The organism is Microbacterium sp. NPDC089695 (genome assembly GCF_044749085.1).
GTDB lineage: Bacteria > Actinomycetota > Actinomycetes > Actinomycetales > Microbacteriaceae > Microbacterium.
Genome location: NZ_JBIVHG010000003.1, coordinates 30,097 through 51,179, shown reverse-complemented (window position 1 = coordinate 51,179; position 21,083 = coordinate 30,097). Strand labels below are relative to the sequence as shown.

Genomic DNA, 21,083 nt, shown 5'->3' with positions numbered 1-21,083 from the left:
ACGGACGGAGCAGCGGCCCGGTCTGTCAGCGCTGCAAGCGCTGGAGAACCTGCGCTACGCGCCGGTGGAACTGCGGCGGCACCTCGGCCGGGAGGGCGTCGAGCGGCCACCAGCGCACATCTTCCGACTCCTCACTCACGACCGGGGCGGCGTCGTCCACCGCGATGACCGCTACGCCGATGTCGAGGTGCGAGGCGCAGCGTCCGAACGCGGAGGAGAGGGCGTGATGGTCGAGGTCGTACGCGTATCGGTCCTCGACCGCGGTCGGTGAGACGCCCGTCTCCTCGGCCAGCTCGCGCAGCGCGGCCGCCATGATCGACTCGTCTCCCGGTTCGAGATGACCGCCCGGCTGCACCCAGAAGCGGCCCTTGCCGTGGAACACCAGCAGGATGCGCGTCAGCGTCGGGTCGAACACGAAGGCGGATGCCGTCGCATGGCGTGGTCCGTCGTCGCGCGAGACGGGTCCGTCGTCGTCGGCGAAGAACGCGGTGAAATCGGCGCGGACGGCACGATCGCGATCGGTCATGGCCGGGAATGCGTCGACCAGTCGTCGTACGTCTGCTCCGAGCGCGCTCACGGCGCCTCCTCGGTGGGCGGCGTGGCCTTCGTGCGCGGCACGAACCGGGGGATCCATCTCAGAAACCCTCCCGCGCCCACCAGACCGATCACGCCGATCACGGCCGCGGCGATCGGCAGCGACGCCACGGCCGTGATCGCCGAGACGAGCAATGGGGCGATCGCGCCCCCGGCATCCGTCAGCGTCCGCCACGACCCGAGGAACGCCGCGGGGTCGCGCCGAGGCGCCACGTCGGCGCCGAGGGTCAGCAGGATGCCGCTCGACAGGCCGTTGCCGACGCCGAGCATGGCGGCGAACATGCCGAACCACAGCACCGCGGCATCCCCGTCGTGCGTGAACGACATCGCGACGAACGCCGCGCCCATCAGCAGCATGGCGGGCATCGCCGCCCACAGCCGGCCGAAGCGATCCATGACCTGACCGCTCGCGTAGAACAGAGCGAAGTCGATCGCGCCCGAGATGCCGACGACGAGCGCGATGGTCGACGCGTCGAGACCGAGCGAGAGTCCCCACAGCGGGAGGACGACCTGGCGCGCCGAGCGCACGGCGGAGAGCGAGGCGGCGGCGAGACCGAGCCGACCGAGCACCGTGCGCTGTTGCCACATGGTGCGCAGGACGCCGGTGCGCGGAGACGTCGGGATCGAGCCGCTCACCGCCTCGCCGGAATCATCCGACAACGCGGCGGTGCGCAGCGGGGTCGGCGGCGGGATCGTCTTCTCGGGATCGGGTCCGAACAGCACCAGCACGACCATGACGACGAGGCAGACGAGGAAGAACCAGATCGCGGCGGACTCCGAGCCGAACAGCTGCAGCAGACCGGCCGCTACGAACGGCCCGATGAAGATGCCGAGTCGGAAGCTGCCGCCGAGAAGCGAGAGCGCCCTGGCGCGGAACGCGATCGGCACCCGCGTCGTCATGAAGGCATGCCGGGCGAGCCCGAACGCGGCAGCGCAGAACCCGAGCACGAAGACGGCCGCCGCGAGCACACCCGGCGACGGTGCGAGCACCATCCCCACACCTGCGCCGATCGCTATCACTCCGGCGATCACCATCGTGAACCGCTCGCCGATGCGCGAGACCGCCCACCCGGCCGGCAGATTGCCGCACAGTTGACCGACGACGAGAGCGGAGGCGACGAGCGCGGCGAAAGCGACATCCGCCCCCATGGATGCGGCGATCACCGGGATCAGCGGGATGACCGCGCCCTCACCGAGCGCGAAGAGCACGGTCGGCAGGTACACCATCGGCCCGAAACGCCTCAGGACCGTGGATGCACTGCTCACTCCCTTCACGCTACTCCGGTTCGTCGCCGGTCCCCGCCCGTGCAGGCGGCACGTTAGGCTGGTGAGGCCATGCTCGAACTCGATCTCTCCGCCGACATCCAGGCCCTCCGCGTCACGTACGGTGACATCCGCGAGGTCGTCGATGTCGATGCGCTCCGCTCCGACATCGCCCGACTCAGCGAAGAGGCCGGCGCCCCCGACCTCTGGGACGACACCGAGCGTGCCCAGAAGGTGACCAGCGCCCTCAGCCACGCCCAGTCGGCGCTCGCTCGCGTCGAGGGCATCGGCCGACGCCTCGACGACCTCGAGGTGCTCGTCGATCTCGCCAACGAGATGGGCGACGAGGACTCTGCGATCGAGGCGCGCGCCGAGCTCGCCGCGCTCACCGACGTCATCAACCAGCTCGAGGTGCAGACCCTGCTCGACGGCGAGTACGACGAGCGTGCCGCCATCATCACGATCCGCTCCGGTGCGGGTGGCGACGACGCCACCGACTTCGCCGAGATGCTGATGCGCATGTACCTGCGCTACGCCGAGCAGCACAAGTTCCCCGTCAAGGTCATGGACACGTCGTACGCGGAGGGCGCCGGCATCAAGTCGACGACCTTCGAGATCGATGCGCCCTACGCGTTCGGCACGCTGTCGGTCGAGGCCGGCACGCACCGTCTCGCGCGCATCAGCCCGTTCGGCTCCGCCGACAAGCGCCAGACGTCGTTCGCGGCCGTCGAGGTCATCCCGCTCATGGAGGAGGCCACCGAGGTCGACATCCCCGAGGGTGACATCCGCGTCGACGTGTTCCGCTCCTCGGGCCCCGGCGGCCAGTCGGTCAACACGACCGACTCCGCCGTGCGCATCACGCACCTCCCGACCGGCATCGTCGTCTCGATGCAGAACGAGAAGTCGCAGATCCAGAACCGCGCCGCGGCCATGCGCGTGCTGCAGACCCGCCTCCTGCTGCTGCAGAAGGAGGAGGAGGCGGCGAAGAAGAAGGAGCTCGCAGGTAACATCACCGCGAGCTGGGGCGACCAGATGCGCTCGTACTTCCTCTACGGTCAGCAGCTCGTGAAGGACCTCCGCACGGGCCACGAGTCGGGCAACCCGGCCGCCGTGTTCGACGGCGACCTCGACGGGTTCATCTCGGCGGGCATCCGCTGGCGCAAGCGCAAGGACGAGGACTGACCCGCAGGGCCTGACGCCGGTCGACGGAGCCTCGGCTCCGCCGACCGGCGCTTGCGTGTCAGCGGCCGGCGCCCTCGAGCGTTCCGGTCACGTCCTCGTAGCTGTAGACGATGCAGATGATCTCGCGGTCGCCCCAGCGCCACGTGCCCTGCGTCGGCACCGTGTAGTAGAAGTCGAGTTCGGAATCCCTGTAGGCGTAGCCGACGAAGGTGTCGAACTCGGCGAGGCATCGATCGTCCGCGATGAGCGTGAGCTCGTCGTCGCCCGGGAAGTCGCCGTCTTCGACATCGAAGGTCAGGTAGATCTCGTCGGTGTGCGGCTGGTCGCACGGGACGACCGGAACCTCGTAGAGGTCTTCGTCCCACTCGATGTACGGCAGGCAGTCGCCCACCTCGAGGTCGGCCCAGGCCACCATCTCGGCGTTGTCGGGGAAGTCCGATGAGTCGTCCTCCGACGGGGGCGCGGTCGTCGGGGTCGTGACGGGCGTGCCGCCGGCTTCGGGGCTCGTTCCGCCGATCGATCCGAAGGCGATGAGGGCGACGGCCACCGCGAGGAAGGACCCCAGCACGCTCACGCCCATCCCGACGATGCCGGGCCAGCGCGGCGCGCGAAGGAACAGCGAGACGACGCCGAGCACGAACCCGAGGCCGAGCGCGACCCAACCCGCGAGGGCGATGAGCGGGATGCACGCCAGCACCGCTCCCAGCACCGCGAGGCCGAGGGCGATGACGCCCAGCACCGGGAAGCCGCGGCGCGGTGCCGGTGCGGAGGGTGCGCCCCACCCGGGGTAGGCGACGCCCGAGTACGCGCCGGGTGCTCCCGCGGCGAACGGCTGCGCTCCGGGAGAGGCGCCCGGCGCGACGCCGGCTGCCGAGGGCGCGACGCCGGCCGAGACGTAGCCCGCGGCGGTCGCGTCGGCGATCGGGGTCGTCGTCTGTTCTGCGAGCGTCCCGCCCGGGTGCACCCACGGCGGAGTGAACGGGCTCGCCGTCGTCTCCTGCGCCGAGGTCACCGCGTCCGGCGTGGTCGTCACCTCATGGGGGAGGGGGTTCGCGGCGGCGTTCTCGGGAATGACCTCCGTCGGGGACTCGGCCGCGTCTCGTGCGGTGCCGTCATCGACGGCCGAAGCGCTCGGCGTCGTCTCCGCGCTCTGCGGTGTCGGTGCGGGCGCGAGGGTGTGCTGGGTCCAGGTGGATCCGTCCCACCAGCGCCGTCGTCCGGAGCCGTCGTCGTACCAACCGGCCGGGATGCTCATACTGCCGTCGTCCTTCGTGCTCAACCGGCGGTCGTGGTGACCGAGATGCGGGCGACTTCCTGCAGCAGTTCGTCGGTCACGATGACCGTGTACGAGGGGCTCTGCGCGACGTCGAACGTGACCTTGCCCGTGACGGACTGACCGGCCGTCAGCTCCTCGCTGCCGATCTGGCCGTCGGCGAAGAAGTCGTACGTGCCGTCGACGCCGTCCGCCGTCTCGATCTCGAAGTAGATCGGGTTGACGTAACTGGTGCCGTCGACGCCCGTCCAGGTCACATCGAGGACCACGAATCCACCGTTGGTCGCGGGGATGCTCGAACCGTCGGACGTCGTCCAGGTCGCCGAGTTCACGGTGATCTCGCCGGAGCCCGACAGCTGGGTCACGGTCACGGCCTCGCCCATGGCGCCCTCGACGACCTCCGGCGTCCCGAAGCCTCCGTCGTCGGTTCCCGTGTCGCTGTCGCTCGACGGCGGTGCCGTCGGGAGGTCGCGCACGACCTCGGAGGTGACCGTCGCGACGAAGAACACGAAGGCGACGACGACCGCGATGATCGTGCCGACGACCGACAGGATCAGACCCGTGATCCCCGGCCACTTGCGTCCCTTGAGGAACAGCGAGATGAGAGACACGATGAATCCCGCGGCGAGCAGCACGAAGCCGACGATGTTCAGGACGGGAACGAAGGCGAGGATGGTGCCGAGCGCGGCGAGCCCGAGACCGACCAGACCGAGCACCGAGACCCGTGCCGGCGCCGACGGGGCAGCGGGATAGCCGCCGATCGGGTAGCCGGGGGTGCCGGCCGGATACCCGGGAGATCCCTGCTGATAGCCGCCGGCAGCGCCGGGATAGCCCGCGGCAGGAGGGTAGGCCGCGGCGCCAGCGGCTCCCGGATAGCCCGGGGTCGGCGCAGGAGCCGCACTCGCGTACGGTGGCACCGGAGCACCGTCAGGCGCTCCTGTGGCGGTGGTGCCGGGCGCGGTGAAAGGCGTGGTCGGCTGCGCGTCCCACGACGGGGAGGCGGGCGCCTCGGGCGATGTCCAGGACGGCGTCGCCTCCGGCTGCGCGGCGGGCTCGGGCTGCGCGACGGGCTCCGCCGCGTCGACGGGTTCCGCTGCGACATCGGGCTCCGCCGCGACGACGGGCTCAGCCGCGACGACGGGTTCCGCTGCGACGACGGGCTCCGCTGCGACATCGGGCTCCGCCGCGACATCGGGCTGTGCTGCGGGCTCGACGACGGCATCCGTCTGCGAGGCGAGTTCTGCCTGGGTGGTGGCGCTGTCGCCGGCGGGAGCCTCCGATCGGCTCGTCTCCACCGCGGCGACCGATCCGATAGTCGCGTCGGTCTCGGCGACCGCCGCCGGCGTGGGCTCCCCGGTGGATGCCGCGGGCTCTGCGACCGGAGCGAAATGCTCGGTCCACTGGGTGCCGTCCCACCAGCGCTGTCGGCCGGATCCGTCGTCGTACCAGCCTGCGGGCGTCGTCATCGGGTTCCCCTCGGAAGTTCGTGGTATCCGCCGACCGCATGCGTCGGCATCTCCATGTATAGCAGTGCCCTCCGACGTGGAGGAGGCCAGCGGGGTGTCGCTCGCGGGCAGACGAATCCGCGCGCTTAGGCTCGAAGCGCCATGATTCGGTTCGAGAACGTCACGAAACGCTATCGCGGGACCTCCAGGCCCGCTCTGTCCGGCGTCGACTTCGAGGTGCAACGAGGAGAGTTCGTCTTCCTCGTCGGCGCATCGGGGTCGGGGAAGTCGTCGTGTCTGCGGCTCATCCTTCGCGAGGACGTCCCCACATCGGGACGCGTCGCCGTGCTCGGCCGCGATCTGCGCTCGCTGGCGAACCGCAAGGTGCCGTACTTCCGCCGCCACATCGGCTCGGTGTTCCAGGACTTCCGGCTGCTGCCCTCCAAGACCGTGTACCAGAACGTCGCGTTCACGCTGCAGGTCACCGGGTCGTCGCGTGGATTCATCCAACAGGCCGTGCCCGAGGCGCTCGCTCTCGTCGGCCTCGACGGCAAGCAGAAGCGCATGCCCCACGAACTGTCCGGCGGTGAGCAGCAGCGCGTGGCGATCGCCCGCGCCCTCGTGAACCGCCCCCAGGTGCTGCTCGCCGACGAGCCCACCGGAAACCTCGACCCCGCGACCTCGGTCGACATCATGCAGCTGCTCGCTCGCATCAACGCGGGCGGCACGACCGTGCTCATGGCCACGCACGAGGCCGCGTTCGTCGACCAGATGCAGCGCCGCGTGATCGAGCTCCGCGACGGCGAGATGGTGCGCGACGAGGTGCACGGCGGATACGGCGACACCTCGAACATCCCGCGTCTCGTGCCCGAAGAGGTGCGAGGCGCCGCCGCGGCCGCGGCGCTGACGGCCGTGCAGGAGGTGCAGCGCCAGACAGCTGACCTCTCTGTCGTGCGCGCCGCCCTCGCGGAGGAGTTGACGGCGCAGCGCAAGGCCGCAGCTTCAGCGCCCGACGCCGTGCCGACGGCATCCGAGACCCCGGAGGCGCAAGCCGCCCCGATCGAGCCGCAGGTCGAGGACCTGCCCGACGAGAAGACGGCCCCGAGTGCGCCGCGGACGCATCCCATCGTGCTGCCGCAGGTCGACGTGGCCGAGCTGGGAGTCGCCGACCGCCTCGGCCTGTCGGACGAGGGCTCCGAGGAGGTGGGCCCGACCTCATGAGAATCGGACTCATCCTCACCGAGGCACTCGGCGGCCTCCGACGCAACATCTCCATGGTGATCTCCGTCGTGCTGGTCACCTTCGTGTCGCTCACGTTCGTCGGCGCGGCGATCCTCATGCAGTCGCAGATCGGCACGATGCGCGGCTACTGGACCGAGCGCGCACAGGTCGCGGTGTACATGTGCTCGACCATCTCCGAATCCCAGACGTGCGTCGACGGAGGAGCCACCGAGGACCAGGTGGATGCCGTGCGCGCGCAGCTCGACGGCGAAGCGCTCGCGCCGCTCATCAGCGAGGTGACGTTCGACTCCAAGGAGGACACCTACGCCAAGCTCGTGGCGCAGCTGGGCGAGGAGCAGGCGAGCGTGATCACGCCGGAGCAGGCCTTCGAGGTGTTCTTCGTCACGATGAAGGACCCCGGGCAGTCGCAGGTGATCGCAGAGGCGTTCAACGGCGTCGCCGGAGTCGAGCAGGTGCAGGACCAGCTGCAGTACCTCGAGCCGTTGTTCTCGGCGCTCACCGTGGCGACCTACATAGCCGTGGGGATCGCCGTGCTCATGCTGATCGCAGCGATCCTCCTGATCGGCACGACGATCCGCCTCTCGGCCTATGCGCGTCGCAAGGAGATCGGCATCATGCGTCTCGTGGGCGCTTCCAACCGCTTCATCCAGACGCCGTTCGTGCTCGAAGGCGTGTTCGCCGCCTTCCTCGGCTCGGTGCTCGCGAGCGCAGCCGTCGTCGCCGGCGTGCACTTCGGCGTCAACGGGTACCTGCGCGGTCGGGTGCCCTTCATCACCACGTGGGTGACGATGCAGGATGCCGCGCTGGTCGTCCCCGTGCTGATCGGCATCGGCATCGTGCTCGCGGCGCTGTCGGCCGGCTTCGCGATCCGCCGCTGGCTGCGCACGTGACGCTGTCGTCGGTATAGACTGACAGGCTGCCGTGCGCCCGACTCCGGGGTCACCACCACGGCACGGATCAGGAGTGAATCATGCCCAGGGAACGCGGGGAGAAGGTCGTCGCGACCAATCGTCGCGCACGTCACGACTACAACATCGAGAAGTCGTACGAAGCGGGGATGGTGCTCACCGGCACCGAGGTGAAGTCGCTGCGTCAGGGGCGAGCGAACCTCAGTGACGGCTATGCCTTCGTGAAGGGCAACGAGGTGTTCCTCGACGCCGTGCACATCCCGGAGTACTCGCAGGGGCACTGGACGAACCACTCGGCCAAGCGCATCCGCAAGCTGCTGCTGCACCGGGAGGAGATCGCGAAGCTCGCGCACGCCGTCTCGGCCGGCGGCTACACGCTGATCCCGCTCAAGCTGTACTTCTCCGACGGTCGCGCGAAGGTCGAGATCGCCCTCGCGAAGGGCAAGCGCGAGTACGACAAGCGACAGACCCTGCGCGAGCGACAGGACACGCGCGAGGCCGAGCGCGCGATGCGCCTCCGCAACCGCGTCGGCGAGTGACCCGCGGCGCGCGGAGCGCGCTCAGTCCGCTGCGGTGAAGCCGAACACCCGGCCGAGGAACGCCAGCTCGCGCTCGAGAGCGTCGACGATCGTCTCCGCAGCGCGGAACCCGTGGCCCTCCGTCGGGTACAGCACGTACTCGTGGTCGACGCCGCGCTCGCGCAGGGCGTCGCGGATCGCCTCCGCCTGCGCGGGCGGAACGACGCGGTCCTCACCGCCCTGCATCAGGAGCACGGGCACGTCGATGCGATCGACGTGCGTGAGGGGCGAGCGCTCGACGTACACGTCCTCGGCGTCGGGGAGCGGGCCGACGAGGCCTTCTATGTAGTGGGCCTCGAAGTCATGGGAGTGCGCCGCGAGCATGCGGAGGTCCGCGACGCCGTAGCGGCTGATGCCCGCGGCGAACGTGCCTCCGCGCACGAGCGCCGAGAGGACGGTCCATCCGCCGGCTGATCCACCGCGGATCGCGATCCTGGCGGGATCCGCGAGCCCGGCATCCGCCAGACCCCGCGCGGCTGCGATCACATCGTCGACGTCGACCACGCCCCACTGGCCGTCCAGGCGCTCGCGGTAGTCGCGTCCGTAGCCGGAGGAACCGCCGTAGTTCACGTCGAGCACGCCGATCCCGCGACTGGTGTAGAACGCGATCGCCGCGGATGCCGCCCCTGTCACGTGCGCGGTCGGCCCGCCGTGCACGAAGACGATGTACGGCGGCAACTCGCCCTCGGGGGCGACCTGCTCGGGGTTCTGCGGGGCGTACGCGAAGGCGTGCACCGGTCCGTGCGAGCCGTCGACGAGCAGGGCGGTCGACGGCGGCATCCAGCTCGGGTCGGCCGGCGCGCCGCCGGCGATGCGCTCCACCGCGCCCGCGTCCACGTCCACCGTCCACACGCCGGGTGCGCTGGTCGAGCTGTTGCCCGAGAGCAGGACGCGGGTGCCGGACACGTCGTCCACGCTCACGTGGCCGTCGACCGGCACGACGAGCGGCCTCGCGCTGCCGTCGGGGGAGACGACGACCAGATCGTCGCGTCCGTTCGTGCGCACCGCCACGATGCGACCGTCGGCGAGGGGCTGGAACCAGCGGTTGCCGAGCACCCACAGGCCGTATCCCGTGTCGGCATCGATCGCGGCGGCCGTGACGGGCTCGACGGGCAGCGGACGGCCGGCGGCATCCAGGCGCAGGCGCTGCAGCGCCCATCGACCGGAGGGGTCGTCGGCGTACACGAGCTCGTCGTCGCCGAGCCATTCCGGCTGCAGGGCGGCGCGCGCCGGAGGAACGCTCCGGGTGTCCCGGCCGATGTCGGCGATCACTAGCGAGGCCTCCTGCCACGGCATCCGCGGCGCCGTCCACCCGACCCAGGCGATCCGTGAGCCGTCGGGCGAGAGCGCGGGATGCGCGTAGAACCCTGCGCCCTCCGCGATCACGGTCAGTGCATCCGCGTCGTGCGCGGCCGAGCCGTCGAGCGGGATCTCGACGATGCCCCGGACGTGCGGGTCGCGCGTCAGATCCTCGCGGACGGCGAAGAGGCGACCGCCCTGCAGGCGCAGCCCGCCGTGTGCGGGACCGGGCGGGGTGAGCGGCTCCGGTGCGCCGCCGCGCGGCATCCGGTGGATGCGCTGGTCCTTCGCATCGACGAAGTACAGGATGCCGTCGTGATCGGCGGTCCATGCGCCACCGCCGTACTCGTGCACGCGCGACCTCGCGCTCCACGGAGCGGGCAGGACGATCTCGCCCGTCGAACTGCGCACCGTGACGCGGCCGCCCTCTGCCGGCACGGATTCGCCCCACCACACGTCCGCGCCCACGAAGCGGGCGCCGTCGATTCGCGGAGACGCCGTCGCGATCGCCGCGGGGGAGAAGGGCGAGGACCAGGTGCCGTACGGTGCGGTCATGCCCTCGAGCCTAGGCGGGACGCGGACCCCGCGAGGTGCGAGCGGTGATCAGACCGCGCGGAGGACCGCGACGACCTTGCCGAGCACGACGGCCTCATCGCCGAGGATCGGCTCGAACGCGGAGTTGCGCGGCAGCAGCCACGTGTGGCCGTCGCGGCGGCGCAGCACCTTGACCGTGGCCTCCCCGTCGAGCATCGCCGCGACGATCTCGCCGTTCTCGGCACTGCTCTGCGAGCGGACCACCACCCAGTCGCCGTCGCAGATGGCGGCGTCGATCATGGATTCGCCTGACACCTTGAGCATGAACAGGTCGCCCTTGCCCACGAGCTGGCGCGGCAGGGGGAAGATCTCCTCCACCTGCTGGTCGGCGGTGATGGGCACGCCTGCGGCGATGCGGCCGACGAGGGGGACCAGCGCGGCGTCGCCGACCGGGGTGGCGACGTCGGCGGGATTCTCGGCGCCGGTGCCGGGGAGGTCGATCAGGACCTCCATCGCGCGCGTCTTGCCGGGATCGCGGCGCAGGTAGCCGCTGAGCTCGAGCTGGCCGAGCTGGTGGGTGACGCTCGACAGGGACTTCAGGCCGACCGCGTCGCCGATCTCACGCATGCTCGGCGGGTAGCCGTACCGGCTGATCGACGTCTGGATGACCTCGAGGATCGCCATCTGCTTGGGGCTGAGGCTCTTCCGGCGGCGAGTGCGCGGCGCCTCGGACTCGGTGGCGGAGTTCTCGCTCATGGTTCTCCTCAGAGGTGCGGTTCCGGCGTCTCGCTTCGAATGTCGGAGGTCCGTGGTGGGGTGTTCGTATCGAAACCGTATCCGAGAAAAGCGCCGATAGGGAATATCTGTTCGAGCGTGTCGTTGGATTCGAGGAGCGGATTTCGAAGAAGTCTTGACAGATGTTCGAATTCGAAGATACCTTCGGAACGTAGCTTCGTATCCGCGGCTCCCGGCCGAGTCGCGAATGCGAACGCTACGCCACCTTCACCGCATCGCGGTCAGCAGAGGAGCACACGATGAGCACCATCACCTTCAGCAGCGCAGCAGTCATCCCGGCACGTCCGGCGACTCGCCTCCGGCTGACGGCGCGTGGTCGCCGCCTCGTGCTCGCGGCCGCCGCCGTGCCCCTTGCTGTCGGCATCGCGTTCGCAGCTCTCAGCGGCGGCAGCGCCGTGGCCTCCAACGAGCAGGTCCCGACGGCTTCGTTCGAGACCATCACCGTGATGCCCGGAGACACCCTCTGGTCGATCGCCGAGAGCGTCGCTCCCGGCGCCGATCCGCGCGAGGTCATCGGCGACATCACGCGTCTCAACTCCCTGCAGGGCGGCGCTCTCCAGATCGGCCAGGAGATCGCGATCCCGGCGGCGTACGCGGACTGACCGCCGAGCGCACGCCCTACCATGGGAAGGGTGACTGCTTCGCTCGACGACCTGCCGCTCCGTGACGATCTCCGGGGCCTCACTCCGTACGGCGCGCCGCAGGCGCCTCTGCCCATCGCGCTGAACGTCAACGAGAACACGCACCCGGTACCCGATGCCGTGGCGAGCGACGTGCTGGATGACATCGCGGTCGCATTGCGCGACGTCAACCGCTACCCCGATCGGGAGTTCACCACCCTTCGCGAGGGGTTCGCCGAGTACCTGGGCCACGGGCTCGATGCCTCGCAGATCTGGGCAGGCAACGGTTCCAACGAGGTCCTGCAGCACATCCTGCAGGCGTTCGGAGGTCCCGGCCGCACGGCGTTCAGCTTCGCGCCGACGTACTCCATGTATCCGCTCATCGCTCAGGGCACCGGCGCGAGCTGGGTCGCCGGCACGCGTCAGCCCGACTTCACGATCACTCCCGACGAGGCGGCGGCGCAGGTCGTCGAGGTCGACCCCGATGTCGTGCTGCTGTGCGCGCCGAACAATCCGACGGGCACGCCGCTCGGCCTCGACGTGATCGAAGCGGTCTACGAGGCCGCGCGCGGCATCGTCGTGGTCGACGAGGCGTATCAGGAGTTCGCTCCGCGCGAGGCCCCCTCGGCTCTCTCCCTGCTCGACGGCCGCCCACGACTCGCCGTGTCGCGCACCATGAGCAAGGCGTTCGCGTTCGCCGGCGCGCGCGTCGGGTACCTGGCCGCCGATCCGGCGTTCATCGACGCGCTGCGTCTCGTGCGGCTGCCGTACCACCTGAGCGCGCTCACCCAGGCCGCGGCGACCGCCGCTCTCCGCAACGCCGACGTCATGCTCGGGATGGTCGACGAGATCATCGAGCAGCGCGACCGCATCTCGGCGACGCTCGAAGCACTCGGCTACGCGCCGTACGAGTCGTGGTCGAACTTCGTGCTGTTCGGAGGGGTCTCCGATCCGAAGCGCGTGTGGCGGGAGCTGTACGACCGCGGAGTCCTGATCCGCGACGTCGGCCTTCCCGGGCACCTCCGCGTCACGGCAGGCACCGAGGCCGAGACGACCGCGTTCCTCGACGCCCTCGCATCGATAGGATCGGCTTCATGAGCAGCACCGCCCAGAACCCGCGCACCGCGAGCCGCACGCGCAGCACGTCCGAATCGACCGTCGAACTCGAACTGAACCTCGACGGCACGGGCGCCAGCCGCATCGACACCTCGGTGCCGTTCTTCGACCACATGCTCACGGCGTTCGCGAAGCATTCGCTCACCGACCTCACGGTGCGCGCCTCCGGCGACACGAACATCGACGCGCACCACACGGTCGAGGACATCTCGATCGTCCTCGGCCAGGCGATTCGCGAGGCGTTGGGCGACAAGTCCGGCATCGCCCGCTACGGCGACGCCCTCGTGCCCCTCGACGAGGCTCTCGCGCAGGCAGTGGTCGACATCTCCGGTCGCCCCTACCTCGTGCACACGGGCGAGCCCGCGGGTTTCGAGCACCACCTGATCGGCGGCCACTTCACGGGGTCGCTCGTGCGCCACACCTTCGAGGCCCTCGCGTTCAACGCGGGGCTCACGGTGCACGTCCGCGTGCTCGGCGGTCGCGATCCCCACCACATCGCCGAAGCCGAGTACAAGGCGTTCGCCCGCGCGTTCCGTCAGGCGAAGGCGCTCGACCCGCTCGTCGACGGCATCCCCTCGACCAAGGGCGCCCTGTGAGCCGAAAGCCCCGCGTCGCCGTCTTCGACTACGAGTCCGGCAACGTGCACTCGGCCGTCAAGGCGCTGGTCGCCGCCGGAGCGGATGCGGTGCTCACGCGCGACCGCACCCAGGCGCTCGAGGCCGATGGACTGCTCGTCCCCGGCGTCGGCGCGTTCCAAGCCGTACGCGATGCTCTGCATGAGCACGGCGGTGACGAGATCATCGACCGGCGTCTGGCGGGTGGTCGACCTGTGCTGGGCATCTGCGTCGGCATGCAGGTGCTGTTCGCCCACGGGGTCGAGCGAGGCCATGACACCGAAGGTCTGGGGGAGTGGCCCGGCGCCGTCACCGAGCTGAACGCCCCCGTGCTTCCGCACATGGGGTGGAACACGGTCGAGCCCGGTGCCGACTCGGTGCTGTTCCGGGGCATCGAACAGGAGCGCTTCTACTTCGTGCACTCCTACGCGGCGCAGAAGTGGGAACTCGATGTCATCCCGCCGTTTCCGCAGCCCGTGCTCACCTGGGCGACGCACGGCGACCCGTTCCTCGCCGCCGTCGAGAACGGCCCCCTCTCGGCGACCCAGTTCCACCCGGAGAAGTCCGGCGAGGCGGGCATCCGGCTGCTCCGCAACTGGATCGGCAGCCTCGGCGACTGATCGACGGGGTTCGCCGCCCGCGGCTCAGAACCCGCGGGGGCTCAGAACGCGCGGCTCAGAACCCGCGGGCGACGGCCGCCGCGGCCGACAGCCAGGCCTCCTGGGTCGGGGTCGCGAGTGCACGCAGCCGCAGATGCCCGTCGACCATCTCCCGGTCGTAGGGGATCTGCACGACCTCGCGCGCGAGCGGCTGGTAACCCGCGACGACCTCGGCGACTTCGGCAGATGACGCCTTCGGGTCGGCCTGGCTCACGATCACGACCGACTGTCGCGCCAGGTGGGCCGACCGCTCGTCGCGGTCCTCGAGGGCCTCGAGCAGGAGCGCACCCGCCTCGGCGTGATCGTCACGCGTCGTCGTGGCGACGACGATCTGATCGGCGCGGTCGATCATGCGCAACCACATCGGGTCGGACTCGTCGTTGCCCGAGTCGATGATGATGAGCCGGTAGAACTTCGCCGCGACCGCGTGGATCGCATCCACATCGGCAGGACTCAGGCGGTTCTCGTGCGCGAGCCTGATCGGCTTGGAGCGCAGCACGTCGTACTTCTCCTGCGGCTGGTGGTGAACGAAGTGCGCGAGGTCGGCGGACTGTCCCTGAGCGCCCAGGAGTCGCTGCGTCTGCGGCAGGAGCTCGAGGAGAGTGCGATCGTGAGCGCCGGTCTCGGTGCGCCAGCCGAGGGTGCCGCGGGTCTGATTGTTGTCCCAGGCCAGTACTCCGGCTCCGCCGAACTGGGCGAACACCGCCGACAGCAGCACGGTCGCGGGGGTCTTTCCCGCGCCGCCCTTGCCGTTCACGACGGCCACGGTGCGGGGCCCTGGCCAGTGGCGGCTCACCGCATGCTCGTCGTCACGGGCGGCGCGCTCGCTCGCGTTGGGGCCGAGAGAGAATCCGATGCGGTTGAGGAAGCCCCGACCTCCCCGGCGGGCGGGATCCTCCCGCGGATCCTGCTGCAGGAAGGAGCGCCGTTCCATGCCCTGCTCGCGCTGGAGTCGTCGTGAGGCGGCTGCGCCGTCGACGGTCGGAGCCGCGGGTGCAGGACCGCCCGCCGTCGCGGCGACGCCGGACGCCGCCGGCATCGCGGGTGCGGTCGGGGCGCCGGCGGTTGCGGTGAGGCCGGGAGCTGCAGGGACGCCGGGTGACGCGGGCAGCGGAGGCGTCGTCGGAATCCCGGGCACGCTGGGTGCGGCGGGTGCGGCGGATGCGGCAGGTGCAGCGGATGCGGACGGCGATCCCTGCGCGGGTGGAGACGCCGGACGCGGGACCTCGATCAGGGGCTGTGCGCCTGAGCCGGCAGGGGATGCGGGCGTGGCGGGCTGCTGCGGCGCGGACGGACGGTTGGCCGCCGCTGCCGCTGCGGCACGCGTCGTCGGCGCCGAAGGAGCGGTCGCCGTGGTCGGCGAGGACGAATCGGGGTGCGCGGGCCGCACCGGCACCGCGGCGGGCTGCGACGCAGACGACGGCGCGACGGGAGACTGTGCGGGAGCGGGCGCCGGAGAGCCGGCCTGCGCCGGGGCGGCGGGAGCAGGCGGAGCAGCCGGGGATGCAGGCGCTGCCTGCGGGGGAGCGGGACGCTCCACGCCCACCTCGTCGAGCGCCGGTGCATCGGGAGCCGCGACCGCAGGATCGGTCGGCGGCGCGGCAGGCTGCGCCGAGCGCCGCGCCGCCGCGGGGTAGCCGGGCATGGTCGGCCAGTCGTCGGCATCCTCCGGAGTGAGCGGAACGTGCTCGACGAGCTCGGGCGTCTCGGGCGGGGTGCTGTTGCCCCGTCGCAGGGGGCCGCCACCGTAGGCGTCGCCGTCGCGCGTCATGAACCTTCTCCTCGTCGACCGGATACGTGCCATCGAGGCTACCGCGTGGGCGCCTGTCGAACGGAGTCACACCCATTTGGAGTGGGCGGATGCGGCGGCTAGTGTCGATTCTCGTGCCGACGAATCGGCGCTCCCGATCTCACCTGAGGACGTCATGAACGACTTCGCGCAGTCCCCCTCACTCACCCTGCTCCCCGCCGTCGACGTCGCCGGCGGTAAGGCCGTCCGGCTCACGCAGGGCGAGGCCGGCACCGAGACCAGCTACGGAGACCCCCTCGACGCCGCCGGCGAGTGGGTCTCGCAGGGGGCGAAGTGGATCCACCTCGTCGACCTCGACGCGGCGTTCGGTCGAGGCAGCAACGCCCCGATCCTCCGCAAGGTCATCAAGCAGTACCGCAACGTGAGCATCGAGCTCTCGGGCGGCATCCGCGACGACGCCACCCTCGAGGCGGCTCTCGAGAGCGGCGCCACGCGCATCAACCTCGGCACCGCCGCACTGGAGAACCCCGAGTGGGCGGCCGACGTCATCAGCCGCTACGGCGAGGCGATCGCGGTCGGACTCGACGTGCGCGGCACGACACTCGCTGCGCGCGGCTGGACGAAGGAGGGCGGCGATCTCTGGGAGGTGCTCGAGCGCCTCGAGGATGCCGGGTGCAGCCGCTACGTCGTCACCGACGTCACGAAGGACGGCACCCTCAAGGGCCCGAACCTCGAGCTCCTGCGCGAGGTGACCTCGCGCACCCCCAAGCCGGTCGTGGCGTCCGGGGGCATCTCGAACCTCGACGACATCGCCGCACTCCGCGATCTCGTGCCGCTCGGCGTCGAAGGCGCGATCGTGGGCAAGGCCCTCTATGCCGGCGCGTTCACGCTGGCTGAGGCACTGGATGTCGCGGGAGACTGAGCCGCACTCCGGTGCTTCGGACCCGGGTGGCCACGCGCCGCTCGGTCACGAGGCGGGCGACTCCGCCGGCGTGCCGTGGGAGGGGCGCAGCTTCGAGCCGAACGCCCACGCCGCGGACGACGGCTCCGCCGACCCTGCGCTTCTGGAGGCGCTGCGGCGTTTCCGCGCGGGTGACGGGTCGCAGGCGGAGGTCGTCGACGCCTTCCGTTCGGCCCGCGTGCTCATCCCGCTGATCGCCGAGAGGGGGGAGGAGGGCGTCGCACCGAACGGCCTGGCGGTCGACAAGACCCAGGAGCTCTCGATCGTCACGGTCGCGGCCCCCGACGGGCGGCGAGTGCAGCCCGTGTTCTCGTCCGTCGACACGATGCGGGCGTGGGATGCCGCGGCGCGGCCCATCCCGGTCGAGGCCGTGCGCGTCGCACTGTCGGCATCGGCGGAGGACACCGACCTGATCGTCCTCGACCCGACATCCGAGACCGAGTTCGTGATCCGGCGTCCGGCCGTCTGGTCGATCGCGCAGGGGCACCCGTGGGAGCCGAGCTTCCTCTCTCCCGAAGTGTTCCGGGCGCTCCAGGAGAGCGTGGCGCACGAGCTGGCGGTCATCGACGTCGCGGTCGCGTCGGGTGACCCGGAGGCACGGCTTCGCGGGCCCGAGCTTGTCGTGATCCTCGAACTCGTCGACGGCCTCGACCGCGAGGTGCTCGACGCCGTGCTCGCGCGGCTCGCGCAGCGCTGGTCGGCCGACGATCGCATCGCCGTGCTCGCGGATTCGCTCACCGTCAAGCTCCGCCGCTCCTCCTGACGCAGCGAGGTCGCGCGCAGAATACTGCCACTCCGGTCAGATCGGTGGAGTATCTCCCTCAAGAGCGCAGAGGCGCGTGCGGAGGAGGGCGACATGGGTGAAGGCGAACGATGCGGTCGGCAAGTCCTGACGGACTGCAGGTGCTGATATGTCCTTCAAGCGAATTACCGTGTTCCTGCTGCGAGATGTGGCGTCCGCGCAGGATGCCATCCATCCCGACCGATCCCCGCACGCCATCTCACTGTCGTCGGCAATCGGCCTTGACGGGACGTTCTTCTACAAGGATTCCTTCTCCAAACCGCCGCACTGGGTCGGCGAGATCCAGCCGGCCCTCAGCACCGGGTTGACGTCGGTCTTCTCCTCTTCCGCCTCGGGGCTGTTGATCCTGAAGACTTCGGGGCGCTTCTTCGCGATCACCTTCGGGTACGGCAAGGGCTTTATCGATCCTGCCAAGATTCAGCGTCAGTTCGGATTGCGCGTAGCCCTCAACCGCGTTGACCCGGCGCAGATGCGCAGCATGGACACGAAGACGTTCGAAGACCAGGTCGTGACCAAGAACACCCAGACGAGCAAGAGTTCGGACCTCCCCGCCTTCGGAGTCGACGTCTCACGTGACATCCTGAGGGCGGTCGCCGGAGAGCCTCGGTCGAAGAGCTTCGCGAAGCGGCTGGCCGGGTCTGATGCCCTGGTTCTCTCGCTCGACATCACGGTGGACGAGCTCGGTGCCAAGTGCGATGAGCTGCTTGTCGCCTACGAGGACGATGCGTACAAGGCCGACTTCGAATGGATCGATCACCTGGAGATCGTGGACGATCGCCTCCGGATCAATGCTCTGGACGAGATGCTCGTCAGTCAGCTTCGCTCGGGTGACACGAGCTCGACCCACATGGCGATGCCGGAGCCGACGGCGTGGGAGGACATCGACGCGTTCCGGATCACCGGAACGAAGCAGGCGGAATACGATGACCTGGATCTTGAGGAATACCTCACGAATCTCGGCGCAGGCATAGTGTCCATCACCGCTGAGTTGCTGCGTTCTCGAACCGTCAGTATCCGCTACACACGCGAGGCCCGTTCGACGGCACCTGGAACATCTATCAGTGCCTCGTGAGCGAGCAGCGCATGGACGGCAAGCTCTTCGTGCTGATCGAGGGGCGATGGTTCGCGATCGCAGACACGTTGGTGGGGGAGGTGGATGCCTTCGTGAGGAGTCTCCCGATCTCGATCGGGGCGATCGAAGACGCGCTCCCCGACGAAACCGAACCCGTGTACAACAAGCGGATGGCCAACGCGCATTCAGAAGAACTGCTCCTCCTGGACGCGAAGATCAAGCGCCCAGGCGGCGCATCGACCGGCATCGAGTTCTGCGATCTCCTCTCGTCATCCGGAGAGATCATCCATGTCAAGCGGAAGTCGCGGTCGTCGACGCTGAGTCACCTCTTCGCGCAGGGATCCGTCTCGGCCTCAACGCTTGTGAGTGACGGAGAGTACCGCGATGCGCTGCGTTCGGCCATCAGTAGCGCCGCGCCGTCCGGCCTGGAGCAGCGATGGCTGGATCTGGTCCCTGACAGCTCGACGAGCGTCGACAAGAGCAAGTACACGGTGTGTTTCGTGGTGTTGATCAAGGGAACGCACGAAGGGGTCGATTGGCTCCCCTTTTTCAGCCGATTGAATCTGATGCAGCACGGAAGGCAGCTCAAAATGCTGGGCTTTGACGTGGCGATCGCGGCACTGAGTAACTAGAGGGGAACCCAGACTAGGCTCGCGGCATGAGGCGAATGGGCGCGATAGGCATTCTCGTCGCGGCGGTCGTGTTGTTCAGCGGCTGCGCCTTCCCGCCCGGCGCGTGCACCGCCATCGGCTGGAGCAACGGGGTCGAGGTCGACTCCTCCGCATACGGCGAGGGCGTTCTCCTGCAGGTGTGCTCGGATGCCGGGTGCTCGCCGGGCCCCGAGGTGGAGCCGACACCGGAGACCGACGCCTCGGTTCCCGCGCCGGGCGACGACGGCACCTTCTCCTTCGGTTTCGATGCGCCCGAGACGATCACCGTGCGGGTGTACGACTCCTCCGCGACCCTGCTATCGGAGTCGGTCGAGACGATCGACTGGACGCACTCGACCGACCCGTGCGGCGGCCCATCGACCGCGCCTCCGGTCGTGCTGGAGGCGTGAGGCGTCTCGTCTCGCTGCGCGCGCTCGACGGCCGGAACGTCAGGTGACGGGGCCGGTCCACTTCTCGCCGGGCCCCTTGCCGATCGGGTCGGGGATCGTCGACGTCTCGCGGAACGCGAGCTGAAGCGAGCGGAGGCCGTCGCGGAGCGAGCGGGCGTGCATGTCGCTGATCTCGGGCGCTCCGGCCGTGATCAGACCGGCGAGGGCGTTGATGAGCTTGCGGGCCTCGTCGAGGTCGATCTGAGCGGCGGCGTCGGGGTCGTCGGCGAGGCCGAGCTTCACGGCGGCGGCGCTCATGAGGTGCACGGCGGCGGTGGTGATGACCTCCACGGCGGGGACGTCGGCGATGTCACGGGTGGCCGATGACGCCGCCTCCTCCTGCCGAGCCCAGCGCTCCTCGCGGTCGTGTGCGGTCTCGTCCGGTGCCTGGTTCGTCACTTCGCCTTGCCTTCTGTTAGACTATGTCGGGCTCCGGAGCGTCATGCTCCGGCACGAAAGAGGATTCACTTCCCACCCGCGCTTGCCGTTCCAGGCTACCGGGTCTTGCACTCCGCCGGATCGCGTCACCAGATGCATCCGGTAGACAGGGTGCGGAGCCGGCATCTGACTGCCGGCGGGTGGGGACGATTCCGAATTCGCTCGGGATGCAGACAGCATCCTGATGGCCGAATCCCATCGTCTAAGGAGTTCCGCATCAGCGATCCCCGCACCAATGAGCGCATCCGCGTCCCCGAGGTCCGCCTCGTCGGCCCCGCGGGTGAGCAGATCGGCGTCGTCCGTATCGAGGCGGCGCTGCGCCTTGCGCAGGAAGCCGACCTCGATCTCGTCGAGGTGGCCCCCAACTCGAAGCCTCCCGTGGTCAAGATCATGGACTACGGGAAGTTCAAGTACGAGGCCAACCAGAAGGAGAAGGAAGCTCGCCGCAACCAGGCGAACACCGTCCTGAAGGAGGTGCGCTTCCGTCTGAAGATCGAGGCGCACGACTACACGACCAAGCTCAAGCGTGCCGAGGGCTTCCTCAAGGCCGGCGACAAGGTCAAGGCCATGATCCTGTTCCGCGGTCGCGAGCAGTCGCGCCCCGAGCAGGGTGTGCGTCTGCTCCGCAAGTTCGCGGAGGACGTCGCGGAGCTCGGCACCGTCGAGTCGAACCCGACCATCGACGGTCGCAACATGGTCATGATCGTGGCTCCGCTCAAGAGCAAGTCCGAGGCCAAGCAGGAGCAGAACGCGGTCCGCGACGCGAAGAAGCAGGCCGCGCGCGAGGCCAAGCACGAGTCGGATGCTCCGGCCGCAGCCGCGGCGGAGTGACGACCGCC

20 protein-coding genes and 1 pseudogene are annotated in these 21,083 nt (G+C 69.7%); 13 read left to right on the top strand and 8 right to left on the bottom strand.

Going from position 1 to position 21,083, the window contains the following annotated elements; genetic code table 11:
- Positions 1-25: 25 nt before the first annotated feature.
- Complete coding sequence (locus ACIPYT_RS14810; protein WP_401075827.1) at positions 26-577, bottom strand: NUDIX hydrolase; 552 nt, start codon at positions 575-577, stop codon at positions 26-28.
- The gene (locus ACIPYT_RS14805; RefSeq protein ID WP_401076348.1) at positions 574-1,821 is read right to left on the bottom strand and encodes an MFS transporter; all 1,248 of its coding nucleotides are present in this window, start codon (positions 1,819-1,821) and stop codon (positions 574-576) included. The genes ACIPYT_RS14810 and ACIPYT_RS14805 overlap by 4 nt, the downstream gene beginning before the upstream one ends.
- A 108-nt stretch (positions 1,822-1,929) precedes the next feature.
- Here ACIPYT_RS14805 and prfB point away from each other — a divergent pair, with 108 nt between their 5' ends.
- Positions 1,930-3,039 carry a peptide chain release factor 2 gene (gene prfB, locus ACIPYT_RS14800; protein WP_401075824.1) on the top strand — a complete coding sequence of 370 codons (1,110 nt, stop codon included), beginning with the start codon at positions 1,930-1,932 and terminating at the stop codon, positions 3,037-3,039.
- A 58-nt stretch (positions 3,040-3,097) separates the two neighbouring features.
- On the opposite strand, the gene ACIPYT_RS14795 is transcribed toward prfB, so the two are convergent.
- Entirely contained in the window at positions 3,098-4,294 is a 1,197-nt protein-coding gene (locus ACIPYT_RS14795; protein WP_401075821.1) for a septum formation family protein, read from the bottom strand.
- A gap of 20 nt (positions 4,295-4,314) precedes the next feature.
- Positions 4,315-5,778, bottom strand: coding sequence for a DUF2510 domain-containing protein (locus tag ACIPYT_RS14790; protein WP_401075818.1), 1,464 nt, complete (start codon positions 5,776-5,778; stop codon positions 4,315-4,317).
- Positions 5,779-5,919: 141 nt separating this feature from the next.
- On the opposite strand from ACIPYT_RS14790, the gene ftsE reads away from it, so the two are divergent.
- The 3 genes from ftsE (at position 5,920) to smpB (ending at position 8,446) form a co-directional block, all read left to right on the top strand.
- Entirely contained in the window at positions 5,920-6,978 is a 1,059-nt protein-coding gene (gene ftsE / locus ACIPYT_RS14785; protein ID WP_401075815.1) for a cell division ATP-binding protein FtsE, read from the top strand.
- On the top strand, positions 6,975-7,889 hold the full coding sequence (ftsX, locus tag ACIPYT_RS14780; RefSeq protein WP_401075812.1) for a permease-like cell division protein FtsX: 915 nt from the start codon (positions 6,975-6,977) through the stop codon (positions 7,887-7,889). The genes ftsE and ftsX overlap by 4 nt, the downstream gene beginning before the upstream one ends.
- Positions 7,890-7,969: 80 nt before the next feature.
- Positions 7,970-8,446, top strand: a complete 477-nt coding sequence (gene smpB, locus ACIPYT_RS14775) for an SsrA-binding protein SmpB (RefSeq protein WP_401075809.1) — start codon at positions 7,970-7,972, stop codon at positions 8,444-8,446.
- A 21-nt stretch (positions 8,447-8,467) separates the two neighbouring features.
- On the opposite strand, the gene ACIPYT_RS14770 is transcribed toward smpB, so the two are convergent.
- Positions 8,468-10,339, bottom strand: a complete 1,872-nt coding sequence (locus ACIPYT_RS14770; protein WP_401075807.1) for a prolyl oligopeptidase family serine peptidase — start codon at positions 10,337-10,339, stop codon at positions 8,468-8,470.
- A gap of 48 nt (positions 10,340-10,387) precedes the next feature.
- Positions 10,388-11,074 carry a transcriptional repressor LexA gene (lexA, locus tag ACIPYT_RS14765; RefSeq protein ID WP_401075805.1) on the bottom strand — a complete coding sequence of 229 codons (687 nt, stop codon included), beginning with the start codon at positions 11,072-11,074 and terminating at the stop codon, positions 10,388-10,390.
- Between the two features lie 278 nt (positions 11,075-11,352).
- Between lexA and ACIPYT_RS14760 the strand changes: the two genes are divergently transcribed.
- The 4 genes from ACIPYT_RS14760 to hisH are packed head-to-tail and all read left to right on the top strand — an operon-like array spanning position 11,353 to position 14,083.
- On the top strand, positions 11,353-11,715 hold the full coding sequence (locus tag ACIPYT_RS14760) for a LysM peptidoglycan-binding domain-containing protein (protein ID WP_401075802.1): 363 nt from the start codon (positions 11,353-11,355) through the stop codon (positions 11,713-11,715).
- A gap of 21 nt (positions 11,716-11,736) precedes the next feature.
- Positions 11,737-12,831 carry a histidinol-phosphate transaminase gene (locus ACIPYT_RS14755; RefSeq protein WP_401075799.1) on the top strand — a complete coding sequence of 365 codons (1,095 nt, stop codon included), beginning with the start codon at positions 11,737-11,739 and terminating at the stop codon, positions 12,829-12,831.
- A complete protein-coding gene (hisB, locus tag ACIPYT_RS14750) occupies positions 12,828-13,445 on the top strand; it encodes an imidazoleglycerol-phosphate dehydratase HisB (RefSeq protein WP_401075796.1) in 618 nt (205 codons plus the stop codon). The genes ACIPYT_RS14755 and hisB overlap by 4 nt, the downstream gene beginning before the upstream one ends.
- Positions 13,442-14,083 (top strand): imidazole glycerol phosphate synthase subunit HisH, encoded by a 642-nt coding sequence (hisH, locus tag ACIPYT_RS14745; RefSeq protein WP_401075793.1) that lies wholly within the window; start codon positions 13,442-13,444, stop codon positions 14,081-14,083. Before hisB ends, hisH begins: the two co-directional genes overlap by 4 nt.
- Positions 14,084-14,138: 55 nt before the next feature.
- Here the strand turns inward: hisH and ACIPYT_RS14740 are convergent, their stop codons facing one another.
- Positions 14,139-15,893: an AAA family ATPase gene (locus ACIPYT_RS14740; protein WP_401075790.1), complete on the bottom strand. Its 1,755-nt coding sequence runs from the start codon at positions 15,891-15,893 to the stop codon at positions 14,139-14,141.
- Positions 15,894-16,047: 154 nt separating this feature from the next.
- On the opposite strand from ACIPYT_RS14740, the gene priA reads away from it, so the two are divergent.
- The 4 genes and pseudogenes from priA to ACIPYT_RS14720 all read left to right on the top strand — a co-directional run bounded on the left by priA (position 16,048) and on the right by ACIPYT_RS14720 (position 19,767).
- The gene (gene priA / locus ACIPYT_RS14735) at positions 16,048-16,794 is read left to right on the top strand and encodes a bifunctional 1-(5-phosphoribosyl)-5-((5-phosphoribosylamino)methylideneamino)imidazole-4-carboxamide isomerase/phosphoribosylanthranilate isomerase PriA (protein WP_401075787.1); all 747 of its coding nucleotides are present in this window, start codon (positions 16,048-16,050) and stop codon (positions 16,792-16,794) included.
- Entirely contained in the window at positions 16,778-17,596 is an 819-nt protein-coding gene (locus ACIPYT_RS14730) for an SseB family protein (RefSeq protein WP_401075784.1), read from the top strand. Before priA ends, ACIPYT_RS14730 begins: the two co-directional genes overlap by 17 nt.
- Before the next feature lie 148 nt (positions 17,597-17,744).
- A pseudogene (locus ACIPYT_RS14725) lies at positions 17,745-19,339 on the top strand (DUF6119 family protein).
- 26 nt (positions 19,340-19,365) lie between these two features.
- Positions 19,366-19,767 (top strand): hypothetical protein, encoded by a 402-nt coding sequence (locus tag ACIPYT_RS14720; protein WP_401075781.1) that lies wholly within the window; start codon positions 19,366-19,368, stop codon positions 19,765-19,767.
- A 39-nt stretch (positions 19,768-19,806) separates the two neighbouring features.
- On the opposite strand, the gene ACIPYT_RS14715 is transcribed toward ACIPYT_RS14720, so the two are convergent.
- Positions 19,807-20,205: a DUF1844 domain-containing protein gene (locus ACIPYT_RS14715; RefSeq protein ID WP_401075778.1), complete on the bottom strand. Its 399-nt coding sequence runs from the start codon at positions 20,203-20,205 to the stop codon at positions 19,807-19,809.
- A gap of 231 nt (positions 20,206-20,436) precedes the next feature.
- Here ACIPYT_RS14715 and infC point away from each other — a divergent pair, with 231 nt between their 5' ends.
- Positions 20,437-21,075: a translation initiation factor IF-3 gene (infC, locus tag ACIPYT_RS14710; protein WP_401076344.1), complete on the top strand. Its 639-nt coding sequence runs from the start codon at positions 20,437-20,439 to the stop codon at positions 21,073-21,075.
- Positions 21,076-21,083 lie beyond the last annotated feature (8 nt).

Coding starts and splice junctions, on each gene's coding strand:
- ACIPYT_RS14805 (WP_401076348.1), bottom strand. CDS start 1,821: ATGGTGTACCTGCCGACCGTGCTCTTCGCGCTCGGTGAGGGCGCGGTC.
- prfB (WP_401075824.1), top strand. CDS start 1,930: ATGCTCGAACTCGATCTCTCCGCCGACATCCAGGCCCTCCGCGTCACG.
- ACIPYT_RS14795 (WP_401075821.1), bottom strand. CDS start 4,294: ATGAGCATCCCGGCCGGTTGGTACGACGACGGCTCCGGACGACGGCGC.
- ACIPYT_RS14790 (WP_401075818.1), bottom strand. CDS start 5,778: ATGACGACGCCCGCAGGCTGGTACGACGACGGATCCGGCCGACAGCGC.
- ftsE (WP_401075815.1), top strand. CDS start 5,920: ATGATTCGGTTCGAGAACGTCACGAAACGCTATCGCGGGACCTCCAGG.
- ftsX (WP_401075812.1), top strand. CDS start 6,975: ATGAGAATCGGACTCATCCTCACCGAGGCACTCGGCGGCCTCCGACGC.
- smpB (WP_401075809.1), top strand. CDS start 7,970: ATGCCCAGGGAACGCGGGGAGAAGGTCGTCGCGACCAATCGTCGCGCA.
- ACIPYT_RS14770 (WP_401075807.1), bottom strand. CDS start 10,339: ATGACCGCACCGTACGGCACCTGGTCCTCGCCCTTCTCCCCCGCGGCG.
- lexA (WP_401075805.1), bottom strand. CDS start 11,074: ATGAGCGAGAACTCCGCCACCGAGTCCGAGGCGCCGCGCACTCGCCGC.
- ACIPYT_RS14760 (WP_401075802.1), top strand. CDS start 11,353: ATGAGCACCATCACCTTCAGCAGCGCAGCAGTCATCCCGGCACGTCCG.
- ACIPYT_RS14755 (WP_401075799.1), top strand. CDS start 11,737: ATGGGAAGGGTGACTGCTTCGCTCGACGACCTGCCGCTCCGTGACGAT.
- hisB (WP_401075796.1), top strand. CDS start 12,828: ATGAGCAGCACCGCCCAGAACCCGCGCACCGCGAGCCGCACGCGCAGC.
- ACIPYT_RS14740 (WP_401075790.1), bottom strand. CDS start 15,893: ATGACGCGCGACGGCGACGCCTACGGTGGCGGCCCCCTGCGACGGGGC.
- priA (WP_401075787.1), top strand. CDS start 16,048: ATGAACGACTTCGCGCAGTCCCCCTCACTCACCCTGCTCCCCGCCGTC.
- ACIPYT_RS14730 (WP_401075784.1), top strand. CDS start 16,778: ATGTCGCGGGAGACTGAGCCGCACTCCGGTGCTTCGGACCCGGGTGGC.
- ACIPYT_RS14720 (WP_401075781.1), top strand. CDS start 19,366: ATGAGGCGAATGGGCGCGATAGGCATTCTCGTCGCGGCGGTCGTGTTG.